This window comes from Streptomyces sp. NPDC055243, from assembly GCF_044544025.1.
In the GTDB taxonomy this organism is placed as follows: Bacteria; Actinomycetota; Actinomycetes; order Streptomycetales; family Streptomycetaceae; genus Streptomyces.
Window position 1 is genome coordinate 1 of record NZ_JBITWR010000042.1, and the last position, 1,354, is coordinate 1,354.

Genomic DNA, 1,354 nt, shown 5'->3' on the forward strand with positions numbered 1-1,354 from the left:
TGCCCGTAGCCGTCGCAGGCGAGGTGAATCTTGGTGGTCAGTCCGCCTCGGGATCGGCCGAGGGCGTGATCGTCCGGTTCGTCCCGCCGGTGGAGCCCCCTTTTCGCCCCGTCGCGGCGGCGTGCTGGTGGGCGCGGACGATGGTGGAGTCGATCTGCACCAGCCAGTCGATGTCGCCGGCCGCGTCCGCGCGGGCCTGGATCTGCCGGAGAGCTCGGGTGAACACACCGTCCAGTGCGTATCTCCGGAAGCGCGTGTAGACCGTCTTCCAAGGGCCGTAGCGTTCCGGCAGGTCACGCCAGGAGATCCCGGTCCGGATCTTGTAGACCATTCCGTTGACGACCTGCCGGTCCGACACACGCGGACGCCCTGTCGAGGCCCGCGGTATCAGCAGAGCGAGCAACTCCCACTCCCGATCGGTGAGTTCATGACGGCGTATCACCTCACTATGATCCACCACGCCGTGAACTTTAAAGACGGGCCCTAGCAGGGGGACGACGCCGTAAGCGTTGTCCCCCTGCCCAGCCGCTGATCCGGCCTGCGCGGGGAAGGACGGGGGCAGGTCTCGTGTGCTGCGGGTCAGTCCGTGACGATCTCCGCTTCCACAATAGTTCGACGGCGTCGAGTCGAGGTCAGATCGCGATAGCTGCGACCTTGCTGCCTACCGCGCTACCTGTACCACCCGTGCCCATTGTCACGCTGACGGTTCCCGGGCCGAGCAGGAGCGGATCGGTACGTGGGTTCAGTGCATCCACCGTGAGCTCCACGACATCCGGGCGGCCCGTGCACGTGTATGAAAAGACCCCGAACTTCGTCCGGTTATTGGGCTTGGCCGTGTTCGCCCACCAGGCCGTCAGCTTCCTCTGTTCGCCTTCTGGACACTCCACCTCGGCGCTGATCGTTGCTTGGCTTCCGCTTGCATTGAGGACGACGATGGGGTTGGCATTCAGCGTTCCGGCCGAGCCGGTGTCTCCGAATGCACTCGAAGCGCCACCGCCACCCACCGTCATTGCAGCCACCACGGCAGCCACCGCGGCCGCCGTCCTCGAACGCGCATGCACCATGAGGCGCTTCCTTCCCGAGCCCTACATCGAGCGGGCAATCTCTTGGACCGGAATTATCTACTCCGGTTAGGTCTCGATCATGCTAGTGCTTCGGAGGCGCGCGAGGGAGTAAATCCGAGACTTCCCCTCAATACCGAACACATCACCGAATACTGCCAGTTGGTCCGGATCACCGGAATGTGTAACACCATCGCGATCAGAAGGGTGGAGGCAAGCAGCCCAGCCAGATGAAGTGCTTGGCACTGAGATACATGCCGTTCATCCCAGCCGCCTTGCGACGGCTACGGGCG

The 1,354-nt window shown here is 63.9% G+C and carries 1 protein-coding gene and 1 pseudogene; both read right to left on the minus strand.

What is annotated here, in order from left to right:
• Nucleotides 1-460 (minus strand): annotated as a pseudogene (locus ACIGXX_RS44075) (IS5 family transposase); the annotation flags it as partial.
• A 172-nt stretch (nt 461-632) separates the two neighbouring features.
• Nucleotides 633-1,064, minus strand: coding sequence for a hypothetical protein (locus ACIGXX_RS44080; protein ID WP_399984892.1), 432 nt, complete (start codon nt 1,062-1,064; stop codon nt 633-635).
• Nucleotides 1,065-1,354 lie beyond the last annotated feature (290 nt).